Annotated in this window: 17 protein-coding genes and 1 pseudogene; all 18 read right to left on the bottom strand. The window is 63.4% G+C overall.

Going from position 1 to position 23062, the window contains the following annotated elements; genetic code table 11:
• Window positions 1–6: 6 nt before the first annotated feature.
• Window positions 7–759: a hypothetical protein gene (locus J2S97_RS23130; RefSeq protein ID WP_307052269.1), complete on the bottom strand. Its 753-nt coding sequence runs from the start codon at window positions 757–759 to the stop codon at window positions 7–9.
• Complete coding sequence (locus tag J2S97_RS23135; protein WP_307052270.1) at window positions 756–3038, bottom strand: hypothetical protein; 2283 nt, start codon at window positions 3036–3038, stop codon at window positions 756–758. The genes J2S97_RS23130 and J2S97_RS23135 overlap by 4 nt, the downstream gene beginning before the upstream one ends.
• Window positions 3038–7360, bottom strand: coding sequence for a baseplate J/gp47 family protein (locus J2S97_RS23140; RefSeq protein WP_307052271.1), 4323 nt, complete (start codon window positions 7358–7360; stop codon window positions 3038–3040). The genes J2S97_RS23135 and J2S97_RS23140 overlap by 1 nt, the downstream gene beginning before the upstream one ends.
• A complete protein-coding gene (locus J2S97_RS23145) occupies window positions 7357–7785 on the bottom strand; it encodes a GPW/gp25 family protein (RefSeq protein WP_307052272.1) in 429 nt (142 codons plus the stop codon). The genes J2S97_RS23140 and J2S97_RS23145 overlap by 4 nt, the downstream gene beginning before the upstream one ends.
• Window position 7786: 1 nt before the next feature.
• A complete protein-coding gene (locus J2S97_RS23150; protein WP_307052273.1) occupies window positions 7787–8065 on the bottom strand; it encodes a PAAR domain-containing protein in 279 nt (92 codons plus the stop codon).
• Window positions 8066–8120: 55 nt separating this feature from the next.
• On the bottom strand, window positions 8121–8771 hold the full coding sequence (locus J2S97_RS23155; RefSeq protein ID WP_307052274.1) for a phage baseplate assembly protein V: 651 nt from the start codon (window positions 8769–8771) through the stop codon (window positions 8121–8123).
• 16 nt (window positions 8772–8787) lie between these two features.
• Entirely contained in the window at window positions 8788–10047 is a 1260-nt protein-coding gene (locus J2S97_RS23160) for a phage late control D family protein (protein ID WP_307052275.1), read from the bottom strand.
• Window positions 10044–10742, bottom strand: coding sequence for a CIS tube protein (locus J2S97_RS23165; protein WP_307052276.1), 699 nt, complete (start codon window positions 10740–10742; stop codon window positions 10044–10046). Before J2S97_RS23165 ends, J2S97_RS23160 begins: the two co-directional genes overlap by 4 nt.
• 738 nt (window positions 10743–11480) lie before the next feature.
• Complete coding sequence (locus tag J2S97_RS23170; protein ID WP_307052277.1) at window positions 11481–11690, bottom strand: DUF6760 family protein; 210 nt, start codon at window positions 11688–11690, stop codon at window positions 11481–11483.
• Window positions 11621–12013, bottom strand: a complete 393-nt coding sequence (locus tag J2S97_RS23175) for a hypothetical protein (protein ID WP_307052278.1) — start codon at window positions 12011–12013, stop codon at window positions 11621–11623. Before J2S97_RS23175 ends, J2S97_RS23170 begins: the two co-directional genes overlap by 70 nt.
• Window position 12014: 1 nt before the next feature.
• On the bottom strand, window positions 12015–12452 hold the full coding sequence (locus tag J2S97_RS23180) for a phage tail protein (RefSeq protein WP_307052279.1): 438 nt from the start codon (window positions 12450–12452) through the stop codon (window positions 12015–12017).
• A 47-nt stretch (window positions 12453–12499) separates the two neighbouring features.
• Window positions 12500–14455, bottom strand: coding sequence for a phage tail sheath subtilisin-like domain-containing protein (locus J2S97_RS23185; protein WP_307052280.1), 1956 nt, complete (start codon window positions 14453–14455; stop codon window positions 12500–12502).
• A 38-nt stretch (window positions 14456–14493) separates the two neighbouring features.
• Complete coding sequence (locus tag J2S97_RS23190; RefSeq protein ID WP_307052281.1) at window positions 14494–15405, bottom strand: Pvc16 family protein; 912 nt, start codon at window positions 15403–15405, stop codon at window positions 14494–14496.
• 139 nt (window positions 15406–15544) lie between these two features.
• Window positions 15545–18112, bottom strand: a complete 2568-nt coding sequence (locus J2S97_RS23195) for an eCIS core domain-containing protein (RefSeq protein ID WP_307052282.1) — start codon at window positions 18110–18112, stop codon at window positions 15545–15547.
• Window positions 18109–19020 carry an ATP-binding protein gene (locus tag J2S97_RS23200; RefSeq protein ID WP_307052283.1) on the bottom strand — a complete coding sequence of 304 codons (912 nt, stop codon included), beginning with the start codon at window positions 19018–19020 and terminating at the stop codon, window positions 18109–18111. Before J2S97_RS23200 ends, J2S97_RS23195 begins: the two co-directional genes overlap by 4 nt.
• Before the next feature lie 1124 nt (window positions 19021–20144).
• A complete protein-coding gene (locus J2S97_RS24120) occupies window positions 20145–20891 on the bottom strand; it encodes a LuxR C-terminal-related transcriptional regulator (protein WP_373460644.1) in 747 nt (248 codons plus the stop codon).
• Between the two features lie 767 nt (window positions 20892–21658).
• The gene (locus J2S97_RS23205; RefSeq protein WP_307052284.1) at window positions 21659–22027 is read right to left on the bottom strand and encodes a hypothetical protein; all 369 of its coding nucleotides are present in this window, start codon (window positions 22025–22027) and stop codon (window positions 21659–21661) included.
• 96 nt (window positions 22028–22123) lie between these two features.
• A pseudogene (locus tag J2S97_RS23210) lies at window positions 22124–22996 on the bottom strand (IS3 family transposase); the annotation flags it as partial.
• Between the last annotated feature and the right edge of the window lie 66 nt (window positions 22997–23062).

The following is a 23062-nucleotide window of genomic DNA, read 5'->3' on the forward strand; positions in this document are numbered from 1 at the left end:
CCACTCCTATGGGTTGGGGAGGGACGGCCGCTCGGCCGGCAGTAATGCGATCCACGACAGCGCGTGTGGGGCAGTGAGCACAACGGTGCGAGGTGGGGCGGCTCTGACGGGTACGCTGTGCCGGACCACCAGGTCAAAGCCCGAAGATTTCAGCACTGTGACGTCTACAGTCGTTCCCGTCGTCGAACTCCTTTCCGGCGGTCCAGCTACGAAGGCGATCACAGCGGGTGGGGAGGGGAACCGATGGGCGGTAAGCGTGACGTGCACTTTCCAGAGTGAAGAGTTGCCAGTTGCGGGTGCACCCCGGGCGACCGTGCCGGCCACCTGGCGGGCCGGGCCAGGTCGGCGGAGCCAGTCGCGGTCTCCATCGCCGACGACAACGGCGCCGGTGGAGTCCACTTTGCCCAAACGAATGTCGAGGTCGTGCACCCTGGCCGCATCACGCAACCGAACTGTCGCGCGCGGGCCGTCGCCGCAAAGCACGAGAACAACAGCAGTGTCGGTGCCCTTCGCGAGTGTGGTTGTAAATACGTGGTCGAGCACGGCGATACGGCCGCAACGGTCAATGCCGCAGCCGGGCGTCACAGTGAGCCTGCCGCGCGCATACCGTAAGTCAAGGCCCGCCGAGCAGCCCCACGTGTGATGCGCAGCGATCTGGTGCTGGGCGAGGCGACGCGCGGGCAGCATTGGCGCGTCGCGCAGATCGCGGGCGAGCAGCCACTCACCATGAACATGCGTCAACCGCATTGGGTCGGTCACGGCTTTCTCCTCCCTGGTTCCGTCGATAGATTCACTGCCCCGGCGATTACTAGTTGCGTGGGGCAGATCGCCACGTCGTCACAGCTCCCGGCTGATGGTTCCCGCCTCAAAACCAGACCCTCGGCGTGGTCGACTCCCGCGACGGAGTCAAGCAGTTGCAGCACTTCGGTGCGCCGCACCGTGCGGCCGAACGGCCAGCCACGGCCGGCCGATCCTCCGGTCACAGGGTGCAGAAATGCCCGCACCGCCACGGACGCTGCCTCGGCCACCTGTGGCCCGTCTGCTCCCGGGAACAACACCAGCCGGGCATCTACCCCGACCCTCACGTAATCGGGTCCGACGACGAAGAGGCGCGTGCCTAGGGTTCGCTTCGCCGTCAGCCAGGCCCGCACCGCAGCCAGGAGGCCTCTGGTGGGCTGCGGCCGGGCCATAGGCAGGTGGGGCACGACCACTATAGTGACGCATCCGTCCGCTCGAAGGCCGGGCAGGCGCGGGTCCACATCAGTCAGGGCGCGGGCGCGCCAGAGCACGGTACCGGGTGTGGCGAGGGCAAGGCGCTCCAGGTCTGGGCCGGTAACACCTCTTTCCGGCACGTCCAGTCGTCGCACAACGGAGAGCGGGAGCTCGTCGAGGTTTGTGGCACCGGCGCGGTGAAGCGCCTGTGTCAGCCGGTCGTGCACCCATAGCGCCCGTTGGGCGCGGGCGGCGACTTCGACTGTGGCTTCGGCCTGCGATCCCGCGTGCAGTCCATCGATGAGTTCCACCCGTATTTTGGTGGCGTTTGCATCGAGGAGTCGCCGCGTTCGGTCGTCATTCCGTACTGTGAGGGGCAAGGGAGGGCGGATGTTCCCGAGGCCTGCGGCGACTGCGTAGCGGCCAATGGCGAGCACCGTCCATCCAGGGGCAAGTGTGCGCCCGGTACGCCCGTTCCCAAGACGTATGGTTGCCGCGTCATGGTCCAGCTGCGCTGCGAGATCTCCCGGCGCCGCGGCGCCAAGGTCAGGCAGGATCCTTATTGGTTGAGATGATCCGTCGGGGGCCACCGCCCACAGCTCGGGGAGCGGCTGACAGGCTCGATGCGGGAGGGTGAACGTTTCGTCGGGAATCCCTCTTGCTGGCCCGAGAACGACGATGTCAGCTGACAGACGGCCGGGAGCGGAGCCAGCGGGAGGGATCCAACCGGAAACGGCGACGACGGGGGCGGAGGGCACTCCTGTCGGTGGGTCCATTCGCAGCAGTGTGAGTGTTCCCTCAGGTGAAACGACGACGGAGAGTGCCGCCTCGTCCAGCGGGGAACCAGGAGTAGGGGTGCCGAGGACGGTCGCAGCGGCCGGCACCGGGAGTGTGCTCGAATAGGGTTGGGCGGCGACTGCGATGCCGACATCCACGTGCACCGCGCGCAGTCGTGGTGCTGCGTCGTACATGCCTTCGGTCAACCTGCAGCGCAGCCAGCAGAGGGAAGGGCCCGCCAGAGCACCGTTGCCCTGGTCCCCGAGGGGCGCTGCGGGCACCAGGGCGGGGATCATTATCCGCACCCGGCCACTGCCCCTCACCGCCGCGTCATCGCTGACGCTGGCAGCTGCGACAGTAATCCATGCCGTTCCGTCCCAGAATTCCCAAACGGAGCGGGCTGAGTGGTGGAGTGCCGTCGAAGCAGGGATCTCCGGGACATCGAGTCCCGGTGCGCTCACGAGCCAGAGATCGAGGAGGCCGGCCGGCAGGGCGGCTGACGCTGGCGCCAGGCCGACCAGCAGGCAGTCGCCGGGCGCAGGATCGGGGCCGAAAGGTTCGACGGCCTGCCCTGCGGCGAGTGCTGAGGTGAGGTCGGCGCACCCGGTGCGGTAGCCCTCGGCGTCGGCGGATGCGGTGGCGCTAGCGACCGCCCCGACCGTAGCTCCGCTCACGGCGACATCGTCGAGCAGCGTGAGAGGGAGGTTTTCACCCTCGCGCACGCCGATAATCTCGAGTCCGCGTGGCACCGTGAAGGGCAGGACGCCCCCAGCAGTTACCGAGAGGCGAACCAGGCAGGTTGCAGGTTCCGCCGGTCGTGGGGAGTAGCCTACAAGCGCGAGCAGCAGGCGGCGCTCCCTGTCGGTTATGGCGCTCGTGCGGTAGCTCTCGGCCTCGGTGAGCCAGGACAGCAGCTCGAGGATTGCTATTCCGGGGTCGCTCGCGTTCTGGTCTGTCCAGTCGGGCGCGACGAGTGGCAACTGTGCACGCCCTTGGCGTACGAGATCGTCCCAGCGCAGCGTGTCGAGTCTCGGCGGGAAGAGCGGCATCAGGCACCTCCGCCCAGACGGATGACGATGCGGCCTGCGCAGAGGACCTGGTCGGCGCGTATGAGGGCGGCGTCTCCGGCCGGCACATCGTCGCGGGTAAGAACGAGATTCTCTACGGTGTCGACGCCGGGTACCGATTCAATGACCCTTGCAATGTCTGAAATGTAGGCGCTCCTGCCGAATTCCCAGCCGCGGCCCTCAAAGCCTCCGTTAAGGGGATGCATAAATGACTCCAGTGTGGATTGCGCGCGTTCCCGTACCGGACCGGCATCGTTTGCTGCAACGGGCAGCACAGTTGCTGCGATACCGACAGGTACGTATTGAGGCCCTTCGACGGTTACGTGCCGTGCGGCAACCGCGGGGGAGGCATTGACGATGGCCGCGCGCACCAGGGCGAGCAACGCCGCTCCTGGCTGAGGGCGTGCTGCTCCATCCCGGGGAACAATAACGACCCGTACTTCGCCTGCCGAAGGGCGGCCAAACCGGTCCTTGGCACCCACCGCCCGGGCCCGCACAACAGCAGGACTGCACTCAACGGCGACAGCCTCGACGTCCTGTTGGGTAAGTGCCAGGCGGCGGTGACGCAGCAGCGCCGGTCCGCGTATCAGTGCCGCAGGGAGAGGTTCGATGTCGGCGCCGCCGGAGGCGCCCTCCGGATTTGTGACGCCGCCGACGGCTACGGCGCTAAGAAGCTGGGTGATCACATGGGCCTGCACGTTGCCCATGGCTCCATCGCAGGTTCGGTAGGTGCGCAGACGGGTGTTGTCCCGCCCCTCCGGCAGTGCCCGTCCGTGGCCGAGTCCTCCGAAAATGAATCGGCCCTGTGCATGGTCTACTACGTAGACCCGGTCGGTAGGACCGGCGGAACCCAAAGACGGGACCGGCGTCCACGGCACCCAGACCTCGCTGACCCGTCCGGTGCCCTGGTCGTAAACGAGACGGACCCGCTGCGGATCAACACCGTCGGCCTGCAGGGTACGCTCAAGCGCATCGTGGTCCAGGTCTGCCCGGTCACCGTCAAGCTCCCGCACTTCCAGGTCGGGGTCTGCGGCTACGGGGGAGCGACGTGACATGAGCATTTGACTGGGTGAACCATCGCCGGAGCCGATGAGTTCATCGTGTATGGTCTCTGCTTGTTCGATTTCGACGGCGTGTGCGGCGAGGCCGGTCAGGGTGACTAGGGGGGCCGGCCGCGTGCGGTCGAAGACCGCACGCACCCATGTTCGCGGAACGCCGAAGCGTGCAGGAGGGGACGGCCGCAGTTGACCCCCTGTGTAAGCTCGCGACACCGGGAAACGGCATGTAACAGTTTCTCCGGCAACAGAGGAAACCACTATCGGTTCCTGACCCTGCAGATCCGTGAGCAGAAGCTGCTCGCCGGGGGCGAAACGCAGGGCCGCGCCGGGACCCTCGAGCGCAATGCGGGTTCCGCGCGCTTCGGAAACGGTGACACCGGGCGTCCCTGTCGTGCCGGGCCAAATCAGCCCGACGATTCCGGTGCGACGAAGGCCGTCGGTGCCGTCGTCGGTGGCCAGCCGCACCCAGACGTTCCCATCGAAGCCTTCCCAGATTGGACGGTAGGAGGGCTCCTGCATCGACCCGGCGGCCCGTTGCATCCAGATGCTGATGCGGTCGGCTGGCAGGTCCCCGTCGAATCCAAGGTAAAGGGTGGGAGCGGTCTCGAGCATCGGAAGGAAGGGGGAGGCACCCGGTCCTGGCCATGTCACCGCCCTGGTGAGATCCCGCCAGTCGTGGTTGTCGTCAATGATGACGCCGCCGGGATCAAGGGCGTCCGAACGGTGTTGATAAAACACCTGGATGCTGTCGAGCATGGGTGCCCGTGGTTCGACGACCGGCAGGAAGTTGAGTACTCCGGATTTGTCCGTCCAGCTCACAAGTCGCAAGTGCGAGAATGAACCAGCCGCCAGTCGCGCCCGCATCCAGCGGCGAACGTCACCATCGATGTCTACCTCTGCCATGTCGCTTGGCACGGTGAACCGAAGGGACCCGGAGGCCTGTAAGGCGAGGACTTGCGCGTCGCCCTTGACCCCAAGAGCCCTCCAGCGTGAGCCGTCGTGGTACTCCCACGCCACGACCGGGGCCGTGAGCTGCGTTGTAGACGTACCGAGCACACCCTTAACCAAGTCAGTGGGATTGAGGTTCTTGAGGGTGTCCCTAACGGATTGCACGGCGGTGATGGCGCTCCCGATCCCGGACTTTGCCCCGTTGATGCGTGCCTTCACTTGATTTTCGAAGTCGACGGGGTCCATCGCGAAGATCGAGGCCCTCGCTCCGGCTGGCAGGAATGGTGATGCGGCCCCGAGCAGCGCCCCAAGCGGCCCGTTGAGCGCCAGTACCGCTGCGGTAACATCGGCGTCCGAGCCGTTGGTGATGGCTGTCTCGAGTGCGGTCCGCTGAAGGCTGATGGCTGATCCGCCGTCGGCGAGTTGCCCTGCCGCGGAAGCAATTCCGAGAAGCACCCGCGCGATCTCCTTCGGAGTGAGCTCCAGAGCCGTTCTGGCACCTAGAGCTGATGGTTTGGCGTCCGCGGCTGCGATCGCTTCGTCCAGCTTTTGACGCGCGGTCCCTACTTGGCCCCAGATTGCATGATTGGGACCGGCGGCAGCTTTAAGTGCCGTCAGCGCGGTTTGAATGGTGGAGCGCACCCCCGCGTACCAGACGGTTGGATCGGTGGACAGGAGCGTCGGCAGGGGCGGGTCGAGCGCGTTTTTCGCACTCGCAAGGGTTTCCAGGGCGCTTCCGGGTCCGTCCTCGAGCTTCTTTATGAGCGAGGCGATGAGTTCCTGGGCGGCCTGGACGCTGCCCTCCTGCTTGCCGCTGAGACCGTCGGCCTCCTCGGCTGCGGTGACAGGGCGCTCGAGCACAAGTGTCACGCGCGAACCGGGACGCTTCGTCGCCGTTTCGTTCGCGAAGAGGAATGCGGTTCCTCGTACCGGCGCCGGTCCCAGCGGGGCGAAGGTCTTTGACAGGTCGGCCTCGCGCTGGTCCGCGATCGCTTTATCCAGCACCAGCCCCGCCGCGACCGTCACGTCGAACACCGTGCCGGGATCTGCGATTTGCGGATCGGTAAGTTCTTCCGGGCTCTTGAAAGCCACCTGGCGTGGATCGTTGGCAGGAGGCATGCCGCTGTCGATCGGGTCCCGTGAGGGGTCGTGGCTGACGCCGATTTGGATGCTGTGGCCGGTCAGGGTTCCCGGCAGTGCGATCAGGGTGTTGTCGTTCTGTGCGGTTTCTGTCTTGCTCGTTGCCGTGTTCTGGTCAGGCAGGAGGTAGCGCTGAATTTTCGCTGTCTTGGGGACCTCTGGCCACCAAATCCGAAGTGAGGCTCCGGCGCCGACTTCCGTCGTACGGCGCAGCATCAAGCGGCGGTGTTCGTTCACCACGCGAAGGCGCACGCGGGATATCGTCGGAGGCGGGCTTCCCGGGTGGAGGTGTAGCGGGGCGGCCAGCCGGCCACGGATCCAGCAGCTTGTGCGTCCATCGATGTCGAGCGGTGCGGAGGTTGCGCACGGCGCGACCAGCCGAATAGTGCCGGACCGGGTGAGCCCGGACGTGCCGTCGATGGAGTCGTCTGCACCGGCATCCTGGGGTGAAGCAGCGAGGGCCGTGAACTCGCGCCAATCGTGACCGTCCCACCATGCCCAGTCAAGCGCCAGGGGAGCGGGCGCGGCGACGGCTAGCCCGATCTCCAGTTCGACCACAGCGCGTCCGTCGAAAGCGAGCACGGTGTCATGGCCGACGTATAGGTGGCGTTCGACGGGGAGTGCGTCGGCGAATATGTTCACCGGGCGGTGCGCCAGGAGGTCGGCGGAGTGATCGTGTTCCGCGTCCTCGGCGGGTAGCACGCTGTGTGCTTCGACGATGGTGGCCGATGTGATGGCCACAGTGTCCCGGGTTTCGAAGACCACGGGAGTGTCGCGTCCCGGCACGGAGGCGCCGATGCGAGTGCCAGCCGGGACCCGGGCTCCGGGGGTCCCGGGGATACCAGTGAGCAGCACATGGGTGCGGGCGCCTTGAGCGGGTAGCTGGGAGACGCCGAGCTGGTCGAGCATCACGGCCGCGCGATGGTCCGGGACCTGGGAGAGACGCTGTTGCAGGAGTTCAAGGTGACCGGCGAAGATGTCGGCGAGCCCATGGCCGACCCCTCCGGGGGCCGGTTGCCAGTCCGGCGCCCAACCGGTGCGATCGGCCAAAATCGACGCGAGGATGGCAGCGCGGTTGCGTTGGAGCAGCAGGTCAGAGCCCGGAGGAACGGGTGTTGGATAGGCCTTCGGCGGGGCTTGTCGATTGTCGGTGTTCACTCTCGGCCTCCCTCATGGAGGAAGAACGGGTAGACGAGATTGTAGAACGTGTTCGTTGCTCGGATGGTGTAGCCGATCTTGAGATTGAGGCGGCCTGAGCGAGGCTCGGTCGTGACCACCGTCACCTCCGTGATATCGATTCGGGGCTCCCACTGCAGCAGGGCGGTTTCGACGCGGTGCCTGATGAGCGCGTTGGTGGTGGTGCTGACGGGTTCGAAGAGGAAGTCCTCCAGACCCGCCCCGAAATCGGGCCGCATCACCCGTTCCCCCCGCCGGGTGCCCAGGATGAGGCGGATGGACTGGCGGACCTTTTCGGCGCCGGCTTCACTTCGAATTTCATCTGCGGCGTCCAGCGTGATCGGGGACGACCACCCCCGTCCGAGGATGAGCGCGTCCGCGGTGGCGCCGAGGGGTTGCGTGCCCATGTCAGCCACCTACGATCACGGTCATGGCGCCCACCACAATGGGAGCTCCACATCCGGCCATGTCGCCGAGGCGAAGGCATGGCCGGCCGCCGATCAACACGGTGGCGCTGCCGGCTGTGAACGGTGTTGGGGGGTGGCTGGGTGGCGGGGGGAACGCGCAGGCGTGCATGTCCCCCAGTACGGCGGCGGGCAATCCGACGATGAGTACTGTGCTGACGCCGGGGCCGGTAACGCTTCCCGGATGACCGGTCACATCGGTGATTCTCGCTGCGGGGGGCATTCTCCCGCTCCCTTCACTGGCTGTCTGTCTGGATGCTCGTGCAGTGGACCGTCCATCAGTTGATAGTCACCAGCCCTCCCTTGACCTGGCAGGTCGCGTCGGCGCTGAGGCTCGCAGTGGCACCGGACAGGTCGAGCGTGACGTCACCCTTCACGGAAGTCTTCTTCGCGGACAGACTTGAGGAGACGGCACCGGTGAGTGAGGCTGCGCCCGGCAGCTCGAGCTTGAGTGAGCCGACGCCGCCGGCGAGTTCGATCGTGATGCCGTTGATGCTGATCGTGAGCTTGTGCCCGGCGACGTGGGTCATCGTGATTGATTGCTCGAGGTCCTCGAACACCATTTCGTGGCCGGCGGGAGTCTTCAGCACGCGCTTGGTGATGGCATCTGTCGGCAAATCTGTAGGCGGCCGGTTGTTCAGGTCCCAGATGCTACCAACCACGACCGGCCAGGTAAGGTCACCGTTCTCGAAGGCGACGATCACAACGTCGCCGACCTGGGGGATGCACCAGAGGCCGTAGCCGTCACCAGCGAAGGGGGCGCATACGGGCGCCCACGGCTCGATGTCGGGGATGGTCGGGAACTTCAGCTGCACCCTGCCTTGACCGGTGAGATCCAGGTTCGAGGTCACCTGTGCCCGTATGATGCCGAGGTGCTTGCTGTCGGTCGGCTCGGTGGCGCCGTCATTCATAAGGTCGAAGAATCCCATTGCTGTCTCCTTGTCGTTACCTTCCGGGCTGGGACCTGGTCTGCATTCTGATCGGGTCGGGAAGTACCGGGGGCGAGAGCAGACCGCCCTGGACACGCACGGCTCCTTGAGAGGTGGGGGGGATGGACCCGAACCAGATCTCTTTGCGTACGTCAAAGGTGGTGTGCCAACCGGTCGAGTCGACGGTCTGCACGGCTGAAGTCACCCTCCACAACCCGCCGTAGGTCTCCCCGACGCCTTCAATGCGCAGCACGTGCCCCGCTCGGATCGCGGCGTTGCCCACACAGGATCCGGTTGCCGTGATTCGGCGGTTGAGTAGCGGCAGCAACTTGCCGAGTACGACGCGGGCTGCGTTGGCGGGGGAGAGTGCCTCGTCGAGGAACATGACTTCCTTCGCCTTTTCGTCATCGACTGGGCGCCCGAATCCCGGGGCTATCTGCACGTCGAGGGCTTGCCGGTCCCAGTCATAGCCGACGCTGATGGTGAGCTCGACGCGTAACGAGGGTATCCAGACGCGAGCCGTGACCCGTGCGATCTGCCCGACCGTGCTTACCCGCGGCGTGAAGTCCAGCAGCGAGTGCCCATAGCGCAAGGTCACGTCCGGGGCGAGATGCGCTCCGGGCGACATGAGCGACAACACGAGACCCCCCGGGCTCGCTTTGTGGTCAATGACGATCTCCCAGGCGTTTTCGGCCGCGATCCTCTTGAGCAGGTCCAGAGACGTTTCGCCGGCTTGTTCACGCACGATCCGCTGGCCCATGGTCGGGTCATCGACGGCTTCCACTGCGCTGAGCGCCGCGGACAGCAGTGACCCAAGGGGGTCAATGGTCGGCAGCAGACCGTGCTCGACCGCGAGAAGCGGCGCTACAGCAACGTCGGGCAGCGGCATGATACCGATTTGCGGGATCTTCACCCCGAACCACCGCGATGGGGATGCCGCTGCGAGCCGCGTCCGACGATCCTGGGCGATGACGGTCAGGGTCGGGATGCCGGAACTCGGGAAAGCCGCCTGGCTGCCGACGACCTCGCCGGCGAAGATTCGCTCGGGCTCTTCGGGTGAGTAGCCAAGCCACAGTTCGATGGGGGTGTCCAGTCGCATCACATCGTCATCGAGCCAGCGCAGGCCCTCATTTGCGAGTATGACCTCGAGACGGTCGGCGTCGCCGAAGCCACACGTGGCGCTCACTGACGTGATTGAACCGCGTAGGGCCGCCGGTGCAGGGCGCCCAGCAATCTGCATCCTTATCTCGGGAGCATAGTTCGGCGCGATGCTCACGATGCATCCCTTGCCTGCCCGGCGTTGTGCACGACCCCGGTCGTGGGGTCGGTGTAGGGCAGCCGGGGCAGAGACAGCGTTTCGCCAACGACGAGCCTTCGCGGATCGGTGATGCCATTGCGAAGGGCTATTGGTCGCCAGGCTGTAGCGTCGGCGTATTCCGCGTGTGCGATCAGAGGCAGGGTGTCTCCCTCGCCAATGGTGTGCACTTTGGTGAAGTCAACGGTCTGTCGCTTGATCTCCCTTGCCTCCAGCTCGATGTTGCGGTACTCGCTGAGGGTGATCGTTAGCCGGGCTCTTATCGGCGTTCCGTCAGATCGGAACATCACGTATCGCTGCGCGGTTTTCGTGATCACGCAGGTGAATGTCAACTGGCCCCAGCTGAAAATGACCGGTGGAGGGGCGTGCAGGGTGGCGTCGATGTCCATGAGAGAGGTCACCTGCTGCACGAGCCTCCGGACGTCGCTGCCCGGTCCGCCCACTGGGCTGGCCTCGGTCGTGTCCACGAGCAGTTCCATGTCAAGCGTTTGGGCGTTGCCGTGCAAAAACTGCACGACGGGGGCCGAGAGTCCAGGCACGGCAAGCTGGGCGAAGTTCGATTCGCGGTTGAGCGTGTACTCCTCCGGATTGAATTGCACGCTGATGCGTGCACCGGTGACGGTATTGGTAAGGGTTGCCTTTTCCAGCCCGGTCATCCCACCCACCCCCTGCGTTCTCGGGCGGCGATGAACCGCCGGTCGATCTCGCGCACGACGTGGTCGACGACCACGGGAAGGTCACGGGATGTGAGGGCCCCGGAGCTGTAATGTTCCGCGGTGGGGGAGCTGTCGCCCCAATAAGCCCGTAAGGCATTTGAACCTGCAGCCTGAGACGGCATAGACGGACTTGCCGAGCCGGGGGCAGGATCCGGCGCCGCACTCTGCGGACGCCGCTGCACCATGGGAACGAGGGACGGAGCGCTACCGCCGGTCTCCGCGTCGGGCTGCGCGCCGCGCCGCGCCGCTGTACTCTGCGGCGGGGCGCCATGGGGGAGGGGTGGGGCTGCGCGAAAATGAACCACTTGCTGGACAAGGGACAGAACCGGCGGCGCGGGGCGGGGCGTCGCTCGTTCGCGGCCACTTCGGGCGGAGCGTCCGACGTCGATCGGGCGCCATTCGTTCCCCGTGGGACGCACATGTAGGGTCATCGGGAAGCTCAGGGCCAGGCTGAGCCCGACGGATTGCGCCTGCGTCTCGGTGCGATGCCAGTGGTGACGGACCAGCGGTGGCAGCGGTCGTAGCAACACAGCCTCCATCCGGGACGGCCGTGTAGATCGGCGCGGTTCGCGCGCAGGGGCGGAACGGGCGCGAATGGAGGTTGCGAAGAGGTTGGTCCGCTCCGTCGGAAGGACCTGGCCGATCAAACGGTCTGCGAACGGCTGCGGTGTGGACATCTCAACTTCCTTGGGCGCTGTTGAGTGTCGTGTTTATGGTCGAAACCTCGCTGACCCATGCCCGTCGCTCACGGTGGGGCAGAGCGAGCAACTCGGCGAGCGGCCAGTGCAGGTGGTAGGCCAGGTATGCCATCTCGGTCCTTAGCTGGCTGACCGGATAGGCTCGGGTTCCCCCAGGCGGTCGCGGTTCGGGTGAACCTCCTCGCCGCATGAGGGGCAAAATAGGCGCGCCTCATCGCTGGATCCGTCGACGTCATTGATCCGGTTGTACATCTCCTGCAGGTGCGCGAGATCGGCCGCAAACAGTGACTCTATGGTGCGGGGGGTGATGGGTTCGATTCCCTCCAGTCGCGTGATTACACGGCTGAGCAGGAGAACTGTGAGGTATGCGTTGTTGCGTTGCACGCGTGGATCCTGCAGGGGCAGGATCTCGTCGGCTGCAGTGGCGAGCCGCATTGTTCCCTCCCGGTGCAGGGATCCGTCCTCGCCCAGCAGACCTACGGGAAGGATGAATTCGTATTCGACCTGGACCATGTCAGCTCACCCGTTCCAGTCCCTCGTGAACGATCTCGACGCTTTCGAGGGCAACATCGCTGGCTTCTGCCGAGAGCGACGGGCCCGTGTACTTACTCGGCCACGCGCGGACGAAATTCCAGCGGGCTACTTCGGTACCGCGGCGGTCCAGAAGCACTACGGAACCGTTGCGACGGTCGATGGTGCCATCGACAACGGTCTTGTGCCACTGGTAGAGCTGATCATCGATCGTCATTCCCCAGCGGAGCACGAGGTTGGCATGCTTGGTTTGGCCCGCGAGTTTGTGCGGAGTGGTGTTTGCCCCGCCCTCACGGTGTTCGACAACGTCGATCGTGGAGTCGAGGCCGGACACCTCGTGGAAGGCAGCACGGGCGATGTTGTCAATCTCTACGAGAAAGTTGAAGTTGACGTACGGGTCTTGCACGTTGCCGGTGGTCATCATGGGCTCCTATTTGCGATGATTCATTGATGGTGGGCGGTCCTAGGTCAGGATTCGGCGACCTCGGCTCCGCCGTCCCAGATACCGATCCGGACGATAATGAACTCTGCCGGGTAAACCGGCTGGATCCCGATTTCGATGTAGAGCCGGCCGAGCTTACGCGTCGAGGGCGGATTGAGGGCCTCATCGATCCGTACGAAGAAGGCGTCCTTAGCATCAGCCCCGAACAACGCGCCGTCCCGCCACACTCGAGTCAAGAACTCGTTGAGAGTTCGCTTGAGTTTTTGCCAGAGGAACAGATCATTCGGTTCGAACAGGCTCCCGGTAAGGCTCTCCTGGATCGACTCCTCTATGAAAAGGAACAGCCGGCGGATGTTGATGTACTGCCAGTTTCGATTATTCGCCGTCGTTCGCGCTCCGAAGACAACGGGCTGCCCGCGGCCGGGCAGGATACGAAGGGCGTTTACACCCTTCAGGTTGATGAGGCCCTGGTCGATGTCGGACATACGCCATTCCAGGCCGACGGCGCCAGCAATACCAACGTTGGCAGGGGCCTTGTGGACCCCACGGGTCTGGTCTGTCTTCGCGAAAATACCAGCAACGTGGCCCGACGGAGGCTGAGGAACAACCTGCTGGCGAGACGGATCTCTGGCCGTGATCCACGGATAGTAAAGCGCCGCGAAACCCTTATCGAGGGTGCCTGTGACACTGTCGCGGTGGGTGAGCACTTTCGGGATATCGTAAGCCTTTGGCGCGTCCAGGATTGCGAACCGGTCGAACATCTTCTCGCAGTGCTCGACTATGGCTTGCTGAGCGTTGACGTCGGTAAGGCCAGGCGCAGCCACGAGGCTTACTTCATCGATTGGCTCGAGCGCTTTCAGGTGCGTGGTGATTTCCAACCTGACATTCTCCCAGGCCTGGACGGGGTCGTCGTTGGTGGCGCCCGTGATATCTTGCTGGCCGGCGACGGGGCGAGGATCACCCGCGGGGACGATATTGAGGTCGACCGACACGCGAGCGTAGGGGTCGTCCACCGCGGTGCCCCACCAGGACGGGTGGGTCGGGGTCGTCGACAGCCCGGTGTACGTACGGAGCACCCCCGCCGGGTCGGTGATCGCCAGATCGAATTCGGCGGTGGCAATCGTTGTCGACCCCACTGCGAACGTCCCGGTTATCGGCGTAGTCAGAGTGATACTGTCGGCGCCAACGTCAGCGGCGATGCCCCAATGCGTATTCCCGCCGTCGGAAACGGTGATCACAGAGCCGACAGGCGTGAGTGCACGCAGACTAAGTGTTCCGGGCACGTCTACCCGGATCCTTCGATCACCAGTGGCCAGGTCCGCCGTGGTAATTTCCGCCCATTCGCCGGCAGGCGGGGCTGCGGGAGCGGCTGCGGTGAGTTCGATGGACTGGGCCGCCGTGCTCGCGATCGTCAGCCGGGGAGATTTTGTGGCTCCCTGGGAGAGGATCACCAAGTCGCCCACCTGGAACTTGTCGGAGGACGCAACGGTGAGCCTCCGGCGAGTAGCGTCGACGGCGGTGATGGTTGTTTCTGCTTTATGGGTTTTCAGCGTGGTGCCAGCGCCTGCAGCGCTGAGTGCCGCTCCAAGCACGCTTGATTCCGTCACGGCGACCTTTCCCCCCTGGCCGGCGGCGCCGTCCGCAATGGAGGTGATGGTCGCAAGTGTCGCGCCGCCTGTGCGCGCGGTCAGCGTCACCTGCGCAGCGACCGCCGTACTCACCCGCATAATGTACGCAGTCGTTCCGCCGTTACGAAAAAACCCTTCGACGGCCAGCGGCAGATAGTAGGGAATAGATGCCAGGAGCGGCCCGCCAAACTTCTCCGTGAAAGCATCAATGCTCGTAATAAGCGTCGGAACTCCGCTCGGCCCACGCTCGGCGATGCCGATAAAGGCGGCCCGGCTCGTCGAAACCCCCTCGATTGGAGCAGCAGGTTCCGTCTCATCGATATACACACCGGGGTGCAAGACTTGGATCGCCATGGTGTTGTTCCTTTCGTGCGTCTCTAGCGGGGCTGGAGTCAGGTGAATGTGAGTTCGAGGGGTGGCGGGACCGGCGAGGGTATCGTCAGAGGCTTGGGCGCGGACGGCGGGAACCCGGCGGCCCGGGTCGCGAGCAGATAATCACCAGGCACTATGCCGTCGAGCACAAAGCGGCCGGAGTCGCTCGTGATGGCCCGGCCCATCAGGGCCCCCGCCAGGGTGCTGAGCGTAACGACCGCTTCGGCGATGGGCACCGGGGAGCCCGCATTAGCGCCGGTGCCATCCAGCACGTGGCCCCCTATGGTGACAAGGGTCTCGGCGCCGTTCGCATCCGGCACCGGAACGCCTCCTCCGATGCTCGTAACAAGGCTCGTCACGATGCCTTCGATCAGCATCGGGGACGGTGATACCGGCACTGTAACGGCTATCCACGCCACGGGGCGCCACGGGGAGGTCCTGCCCATGGTTCCCCAGAACTCTGCGATTTTGGTGAAACCCTCCGGAGGAAGGATGTCGGTATCGAAGGAGTCCTCGCGCCAGTCGGCCGGCAGGGATGCCAGCTCACTAGGTAAGAGCACCTCCGCCGGTGTGAGCTGGCCGCGTTCGAGGAGCGCCACCACGACCTGGCCGAGCAGGGCGTGCTCCAGGGAGGCGGCCGCTACGGCTTCGGACTCCTTGGCGCTGTTCCAAGCGCTGAGCAAATAGTGGCAGGTCATGAGGAACGGGGCGTGCCATCGCCGTAGCGGATCCCGTTCGACACGGATCTCATTGGAACGGTGGTGGCGGTCTTCCCGCAGGTCGACGAGGGCGCAGTTGAGCCAGACTCCCGTGCCCGCGCCGACGCGTTGCCGCCAATCATCATTAGGCGGCTGGAAGCCGATGCGAGCGGCGAGGGATGGCACGGCCGCCACGATGGTCTGCCGCAGCACGAGGTCCAGGGAGTCGATCATGGCGTCGTCTCCAGAATGGCGCTGTACCGCGTGAGGTGCGGCGCTGGCCTAACCACGGTGGCGAAACCGAGGATTCGCGACTGCGAGCCTAGGTGGCGGAGTGGGCCGAGAGTCGGGGGGAAGAGGCTATCGAACATTACTACTGCACCGATTTCATTTTCCGAAGGTCAAGGAACAGTGTGATTAGTGCGCCCTCGTACATGTCGTAGTCAATGTTGTCGACGGTGTACTTCCACTTGGTCTTGTTCTTGACGACCATGCGCTTATATATCGGTCCCTGGTCGCCCACTTTGGACTCCTTGACCGCTTCCTCGGGCGCCTGGACAACAATCACGGGGAAAGTGTGACGCTCGCCGGTATATTTGAATTTCCCGCTCAGCATGAACTCTTGATCAGGCTTCTCTCCGTTGTAGCCTGACACTTCCGTCCAGTCGTGCTTGGGTGAACTTGTCTTTCGATCCGTTTTTTTGCGTGACTTGTGGGTTTTGCGGGTACCCGTCTGGTTCTTAGAACCGGGTTTCCTACCACCATCGTGGTCCGTTTTGCGGTTGCCGCCCTTGTGGCCATTCCCGATAGCGTCGGTCGTCGGTGGCTTACTTGCGGCCGGGCCGGCGTCGGGTGTTCCGCTGGTGACTTCCGGCGATGGGGGTGACTCGCTGGCGTTCGTCGTCTCGCCGGCTGCCGGACCGTTTCTGGAGGTCTCTGGCCCGAGACCACCGTCACTGGCCGAGATTTCGACGTCATCGTCGGCCGGAGAGCTCACCACTCCGCCGTCTACAGTTTCTTTTGCCGTGACGCTACGTTCCGTGCCACCGTCCGTCGTGACTTCGCTCGCAGCCGAGGTTTTCGGAACGCGGCCAGCCTCTTGTCTGCTGCTGGGCACGCCCGCCGCAACCAACCCCGCGGCCTCCGCCCCCTGCGGCGCTTCGGTACTGTTCTCGGTAGACCCCTCCGAACCGGCATCGACAGCAGTCGGTCGGCCTTCTGGCCTCGCCGTCGATTTACCCACCTCGTTTCCCCATGGGTCGCCCTCGCCACCCAACCCCCAGCTCAACCGGCCCAGAGCGAGATTTCGCAGCAGCACGATCACGTCGTAAGCCAGGCCCAGGGCGAACAGTATAGGGATAACCCGCGCCATCTGCTGGGCGGCTTTCTTGGCCATGGCGTTTGTCAGTAGTCGGAATACTCGCTTTGTGGACCCAGCTGCAATCTTGCCCCCGCGCGCCGTCAAACGACGCAACAGGCGCCCATCCTTCTTTATGCTGGTCCTCAACGCTTTAACATATTGGGAACGCTGAGCTGCACTGCGCTCTAGCCGCAACACCTGCGTCTTCAGCTCACGCAACATCGCCTTCTCAATGCCTCGCGGACGTCGGCCCTTATAGCGCTGACCAAGACGTTTGACCTGCGCCCGGGTTTCGGCAAGCTCCTTTTCAGCACGTTTGAGGGCGGAATCAGCCTTGATAAGCCTGTCGCCAGTATTCTCAATACGCTTGGCAACCTTCTGCGTCTCAATAAGGTTCTTTCGGAACTGCTGGAGGAGGGCGCGTTCCTTGCCCCTCAATAAGTGCTCAGGGGAAACCTGCCCCTTAACCTCAAGCGCGACATCGCTGCCGCTGAATCGAGTCAGGTCAGTTGACCATGCCTTAAAAGTGACGTTGACGACACCCAGCGATGCGATTCCGTTGGACGCCACTTCTCCTTCAAACCAACTATTCTCGAGTTTTGACCTGAACCCGAGGCCCCAAAGTCGGTCCTGCCACTCCCATGGTTGAAACTTGAGCACGTCGCTGGTCAATTTCAGCGTCAACTTGTCTGCGACCTCGATTTGCATCTTCGGTATGAGCTGCGTTGGGACGTTCGGATCCTTCCCTGCTCCGGCCGGGCTGACAGCCACCTTGACAGTGATGTCGGCATAACGATTCTTGAAGGGGATATTTCGGATGAACGGTAGGCGCTCGACCGGGACCTTATACTTCAGTGCTGGCTTGCTCGCAGATACTGTGTCTGGCTCCTGGTCCTCGGGGCTGTGCTGCGCTGTGTCGGGAGCAGCTGACAAGGGCGTCCGTGCAGCACGTCCTGCAACGACTTCCTGAGCGGCCTGCCCGGCTTGGTACTCCAGGACGGCCGCGCTGGCTTTCGGTCCGCGTTGGCGTTGTTGAAGTACGTGGGCCAGCTCGTGTGCCAGGAGATATTTACCTGCGTCACTGTTCGGCGCATACCGGCCCGGAGCGAAGGTTATGTGGTTTCCGCGCGTGAACGCCGCTGCGCGGAGACCCTGGGCGGTCACCCCGGCCGCTGCGTTGGTGTGAAGGCGTACGTCGGTGAAATCGGCGCCGAAGGCGGTTTCCAGCTTGCCGCGGGTCCCAATGTCGATTGCCTGGCCGGCGACCTGTTCAGGTGCCGGAGCATGCCCTGGTCTTCCTGACTTTTTCCAGAGCACTTCGCGCCAGTTCATGCTGTCGTCCGACTCGTACTCGTGGATCATGTTCGCAAGCACATGCCCCGAGGTTTTGGCCTTGGGGCCGTCGCCGGACCGGGCCGACGGAACATTCAGCCGCTTTGTGTCGGTCCTGCTTTCAGAGCTGGAACGGGCAAGAGCGTCACGAAAGGAGACTGCCTGTGGTGGGTGCAGGTCGGGCTGCACCTGTTTGATGCTAGAGGTCGGACGAGTGCTCGTTGTCGTCAGCGCGTGCGCGGAGGTCATGGTGCAGCGCCCTCAAAGAGGTTGAGCACGAGACCGAGCTTTGAATATTCGCGGCTGATGGCGCGGTCGAGGCACGCGCGGTCTACTACGGTCCCCTTCACCCTGGCGAGGTGCACTGCCGCAACAGCGATATTTCGAATGTGCCCGCCTGAAAGCGGGTGCTGCGCCGCGAGGCCGTCGAAGTCGATGCCGTCCTCGAGCGTGACGGGCGGCGGCCATATGGAGCGCCAGATGAGTGAACGCTGTGCAGCGTCCGGAAATGGGAAATGGATACAGAATGAAAGGCGGCGTGCGAACGCGTCGTCGAGGTGGCCTAGAAGGTTCGTCGCCAAAATAGCGACCCCCTGGTAGCTTTCCATACGTTGCAGCAAGAAGGCGATTTCGAGGTTTGCGTAACGGTCGTGAGCGTCTTGCACCTCGCTGCGTTTGCCGAAGAGGGCCTCCGCCTCATCGAAGAGGAGTACAGCATCGGACTGCTCGGCGGCCGCGAAGACTGCATCTAGATTACGCTCTGTCTCGCCGATGTATTTTGATACGGTTCGAGCAAGATCCACGCGGTACAGGGGCAGGCCTAGTTCACCAGCCACAAGCCTAGCTGCCATGGTTTTCCCCGTTCCGCTGGGGCCGGCGAAGACAGCCGTGACCCCTCGGGGTTGTCCGGGTTGCTCCCCGAAGCCCATCTTGGTGAGCACAAAGGCTCTGCCGTTCGCCTGTTCTACGAGGTCCGAGAGGTCTGCCCTAAGGGCAGGTGGCACCACGAGATGTGACCAGTCTCTGGATGTGTCCAGTCGGCTGGCCAACCGCGCTAAGTCGCGGTCGACGATACCGACAGCCGCCTCCGTTACGTCTTCTGCAGTTACTCCGGTGCTCTGCCCGTTGTACCGCCCACGAGCGCGGGCTATCAGCATGGTGGCAAGATTGCCAACCTCCTCCGTTGGTAGGTGTTCCCACCGAGCCATGCGTTCGGCTTCCGCCGGTGCGACGTGTATTCCCCGGCTGCGCAGAACGTTGACGAGGTGTGATCCGGTCGATGCTCCTGCAGTAGGTCGCACTATTAGCAGGTGAGCGTCGCGGTCATCGCCTGCGCCCGCATGGGGGTGGGCACCGACCACCACCGTTGTGGTTATGGGTTCCCAATGATGTGGGGGTACTGAGGCCACATCTCCAGTGACCACCACGACCGCCTCGCGTAGCAGAGCCTCTGCCGCGACCCTCACGGCCGAGGCAGGCGTAAGGAGGGTTCGAGCGTCCACCGCGAGGACTGGACGACGCGTGCAGGCCGCAGAATAGAGCGCAATCGCGAGCCCATCGGAGATCCGCTGGGTAAGCAAAGAGGTCGAGGTGGGGGTGTCAAGGCTCAGGCGACTACTGAGGGCATCGGCGGCATCTGGATCAGGAGGATAGGAGGGTGAGATAAGGTCATCGCGCACGTCCGGGTAGAGGGCCGGTTCCAGACGCGTTACCCCGAAAGTCCAGCGAAGGAGGGCCGTGCTGGCAACAAACGTCCGTTGCATTGAGGGCCCGTCCGTCGAATCACCGACCACTGGCCTATCGCTTGCTGGGACGATATTTATCAGGCCTACCCGACTCAGCGGTCCGCCTCCGCTTAACTTGACCGCTATGGATGTGCGCTCGGATCCGGCAGCACCCACCAGATCTGCCACCATGGAGACCGTCGGTCCCCGGGGACCCGGCTCACCGGTGAGTGCCGATGTAGCTGCCGCAAGCACCGGGTCCAGCTCTGGTGCGAGGGCCAACGCAATGACCGTCAGATCAAAATCATCAAAACCGTGGTGCCGTAAGGGAGCCTCGAGATGCTTGGGCAGCGGGGGAACTGTGGCGCCCAAGACAGTATCGCCCTCCAAAGCATTGCTGAGAAGATCGCCGCACCACTTAGCTAACGGTTCGAGGTCAACCGCTCTCTCGACTGCACCGTTCGGACCCAAGAACGCGCCGGTGTCCTGTTCACCCATATGTCCAAGATGACAGGAACGGTCCTCCGGAGGCATCGACAGACAAGGATGAACTAAGCCTAATCCGTGGGTGGATGCTCGGCCTCCACCCTGTCTCCACCCTGGGCTGATGCCATCAACCGAGAAGGCACAGCAAGCGGAAAGCACCTCGCGGGTAGCACCTGGTCGCGGCTGCTAAGACCGAGTTTCCCCAGGATGGAGTGGACGTGTGACTTCACGGTCGACTCACCGAGGATGAGATGAGTTGCGATTTGCCGGTTGGACAAACCGGTCGCTATGAGTTCGGCGACGACCCTCTCGCGGGATGTCAGCGTTGCACCGCTAGGGTCAGACGGGATCAAAGGCATAGGAGGAGGAGCGGGGAGCCGGCGGAGCGCTTGGAGGAGCAGCGCGGCGATTCGGGGACTGCATGAGGACTGGCCATGAATAGCGAGCCGAACGGCCGTGGCGATGTCGCTCACTGGTTGGTCGGCGTCGACGAACCCTACAAGCCCCGCCTCAGCCGCAGCCACGACGGCGGCAGAGTGAGCGGCAGTTTCACAGACTCCCATCCCGATGAGTTGAGTAGCGGGTGAAACACGGCGTAACGAGCTCAGAAGCTGCATGAGGTCGTCAATTCCGAAGTCAAGAAGGGCCACTGGCGGTGGTACCTGGCTCATTCGAGCAAGCGCTTCTGGAGCTGATGAGGCGAGACATACGACCTTGAATTCGTTTCCCTCGCTCATCGCCGCTGCCAATGCATCACGATAGGCGCGAACTGGCGCAATCAACGCGACTTCTACCAAACCCATTTCAGGAACAATCATTGCTATCGGCGCCCAATCACTAGCGGTCTACCTCTAGATCGTCCTTCGCCACGTCGCAGAGACGGGCAGGACAATTTCCACCTTTCGCGGCTGCTCAATTGCAGTGCGAGATTATCCGTCTTTACAGAACCTGAATGTCTCACTGACGGCGTGGTTTACTGGGATGGGATTTAGGAGGCACCTTGAAACGGTGGGCCGCCGCTGCCCGCCCACATTAAGGCGGCGGGGCCTGGACACTGATCGTACCTAGCATGCCGTAGTGGTAGCGACAGGCGTGGGTTGACTATGTCCGAAATGTCAGATTAGGCAGGGCCCATTCGCTTGAGCGTCCCGTAAATCCTTCCGCCGCTATCAGCCGACCCAGTTTTGACACTGTCAGCAATACCTGCATCTAATTAGGCCGAAGCCATCTCGCCACTGCCCAGAAAAAGTCATCATATGAGTGATGAATTATAACGGGTTCCACATCAGGAGTACGAATTCTCATCATGTCTCCTAACTAAGGTTATGACCTGCCGGGGCTCATCAAGCAGATAATTTTCCTGCCTAGTTAAGCCTTTCCAAGGACTGGGTTCTTTCCAGCTAGCAGATCGATGAACACTCCGAGAGTCCAGGAGGGGCGTTACCGTAGCGTTACTGACTTCGAGAACATGACGTGGACCGATCACCAGGAGAAATCAAATCGTGGGCTACCCCGACGGCCCTTCCGGTCCAGCAATGGCGTACAGCGTCCTAACCCACAACACTGAACTTCACGATCGGCACTGTTAAGCTCCGGGCCAGTCACTTGTGAGCTCCTCATTTGCCCAGGCCAAGAGTTTCCACGGTAATCCGGAAGATTCGCGGACGAATAACCTGAAATTATCGTAGTACCTACCCTCAAAAGTCACGACGCAGCTCACGGTAGCCCGGTTTTCCCCGAAGAACGCAACTGAAACCACCCGCGTAGATCGTTGGGGACTCTGCTTAACGCCTTCTAAGAACGTGTCTTTGTCTACAACCTTCCCTTCCTTTGCCCGCCTCATGGCGAAAGAAGGGGCAAGAACTTCATCTCTAAGATATGCACCTTCTCCATTCGACTCTTTTTCGCCGATGAGGAGGTTCAGACTGATCAGTGCAGCGACTTCTGATTCCATGGGCTTAGGATGACACCCGGGAGTCCGATACGTACAGATTTGGCGGAATCAGCCGGTCGCGACAGGGACTGCCCCGGCTTTTGTTGACCCGGGGTCTTAGGCCGCTGTGAGCGCGGTCCGGTTGATTGTTTCATATTCGATGGGCGTGAGTTTTCCCAGCCGTCTTTGCCGTCGCCGGCGGTGGTTGGTTCTTTCGATCCAGGTTGTGATGGCCAGTCGGAGGTCCTGTCTGGTGAGCCACCGCTGACGGTCCAGGACGTTCTTCTGCAGCAGCGAGAAGAACGATTCCATCGCGGCGTTGTCCGCGCACGCACCGACCCTGCCCATCGATCCAGTGAGCCCGTGGTGACGGAGTGATTCGACGAACCGGCGGGACCGGAACTGGGACCCGCGGTCTGAATGCACCACCGTCGCTGCCGGGCGGCGTGAACGCACCGCATTCTCCAGAGCGGCGACAGCAAGCGAGGACTTCATCCGCGAGTCCATCGAGTAGCCGACGATCCTTCCGGAATAGACGTCCTTTACCGCGCAGAGGTAGAGCTTGCCCTCTGCGGTGGGGTGTTCGGTGATGTCCGTCAGCCACAGCTCATTCGGCGCGGCTGCGGTGAAGTCCCGCTCCACCAGGTCATCGTGAACCGGTGGCCCCGGCTTCCGGTTCAGGCCCCGCTTCTTCGAGAACACCGACCAGATGCCGTGGTCCCTGCACAAGCGCTGGACCCTGTTCTCACCCGCCACGATGCCCATCCCCGGGAGCTCATCGGCGATGAACCGGTACCCGAAGGCCCGGTCGTCGGCGTGGATGTCCCGGGCGGCGTTGACCAGGTGCGCATCGACCCAGTCCCGTTCCGTCACCGGGCTGGCCTTCCATGCATAGAAGGCCTGCTTGGAGAAGCCCAACACCCTGCAGGCCACCGCCACGGGAACACCGTTGGCGGCAAGATCCGTGACCAGCGGGTAGATCTGTAATGGTCATGTGCCGGCCGGAGGCCGGCTGGCAGGCTGGACCCCGGAGAATGGCGTGTGACTCAGGGTATA

The sequence above is a fragment of the Arthrobacter oryzae genome (assembly GCF_030812315.1).
GTDB classification, from domain to species: Bacteria; Actinomycetota; Actinomycetes; order Actinomycetales; family Micrococcaceae; genus Arthrobacter; species Arthrobacter oryzae_B.